1 protein-coding gene and 1 pseudogene are annotated in these 1,349 nt (G+C 76.6%); both read right to left on the bottom strand.

Annotated features, from left to right (window positions below; translation table 11 throughout):
- Positions 1-451: amidase family protein (locus D455_RS0103545; protein WP_017569392.1), on the bottom strand; the 451-nt coding region annotated here is incomplete at its 3' end.
- Between the two features lie 211 nt (positions 452-662).
- A pseudogene (locus tag D455_RS29055) lies at positions 663-1,349 on the bottom strand (TIM-barrel domain-containing protein); the annotation flags it as partial.

The raw sequence follows: 1,349 nt of genomic DNA, 5'->3' as shown, positions 1-1,349 counted from the left end.
CCATCGGCACCGCCCCGGCGGCCACCGCGACCGCCGAGCCCGCCGACGACCCGCCCGGAACCACGTCGTGCCGCCACGGGTTGAGGGTGGGGCCCCGTTCGGTGCGGCCCCAGGTCTTCCACGCGGTTCCGGGCCCGGGGACCGCGGTGGCCCCCACGGGCACCGCACCGGCCGCGACCAGGCGCCGTGCCTGGAGGGAGCCGGTTCCCTCGGGGGCCTTCACGGCGAGGGGCACCCCGGCCAACGGCGGACTCTCGCCGCGCGCCACGGCCGCGTTCACCGCGGCGGCGCGTGCCAGCGCCGCCTCGGGCCAGACCGAGACGAAGGCGCGCAGGTCGTGGATCCGGTCGACGGCGGCCAGCGCCTCCCGGACCACGTCGACCGCGCTCGTCTCCCGCCGCGCCACCCGGTCGGCCACCTCGCGCGCGGTCGGCGGTACCCCGTCCGTCATGCGCCCGACACTAGGACACGCCGGTTCCGGGCGTCCGCCGGGGGGCCGCCCCGTGCCGGGTCCCGCGCCGGGCCCGCACCGCGAACCGCTCCCCGGAAGGTGGACTGGAAACCCAGTTCCCCCGCCCAGGGAGCAGTCCCATGAGAGCTGACGGCTCACTCACCCCGGCCCTCTCCGGAACGCGGACGCTCCGGAGGGGACCCGGCCCGGGTCAGGGCAGGCGGAGGCCGACGCGGGCGGTACCGGCCGGAACCGACACCAGGGTTCCGCCGTCGGTCACGGTGACCTCCGTGCCGGGGCCGTCGGCCTCGGCCCCGCGCACGCCGACCAGGAGGACCCTCCATCCGTGGGTGGGAGCGGTCTCGGCCGCCACGGTGACCCTCTCCCCGGACCGTTCGGTGTGGAAGACCGCGGCGGCGGAGCCGTCGGCGGCCGGAACGACCGTGGTGGTCACCGGGGCCGCGTCCCCGGCGCCGTACACGCGCAGGGTCAGCCCGTCCGTGTAGTCGTAGTCGGGACGGTCCGCCACCGCGCCGACGGGGACGACCGCGTGCGGCCGGACCAGCAGGGGCAGGGAGTCGAAGCCGTGCGTCTCGCGGCGCCAGGCCGGACCCCGCACGGTCTCGCCCGTGACCAGGTGCGTCCACTCGCCCTCGGGCACGTAGTACTCGACGGAGCCGTCCGGGCTCAGGACGGGGGCGACCAGGAGGTCGTCGCCCAGCATGTACTGCGTGTCCAGGTGGTGGCAGGTCGGGTCGTCGGGGAACTCCAACAGCATCGCGCGCATCACGGGCACGCCCTCGCGGTGCGCCCGCACGGCCGCACCGAACAGGTAGGGCATGAGCTCGCACTTGAGCCGGGTGAACGCGCGGGCCACCTCGGTCGCCTCGTCGTCGTA

It is taken from the genome of Nocardiopsis halotolerans DSM 44410 (assembly GCF_000341065.1).
GTDB classification, from domain to species: Bacteria; Actinomycetota; Actinomycetes; order Streptosporangiales; family Streptosporangiaceae; genus Nocardiopsis; species Nocardiopsis halotolerans.
The sequence above is the reverse complement of the archived record's forward strand: the minus strand, read 5'-3'. Positions and strand labels throughout refer to the sequence as shown.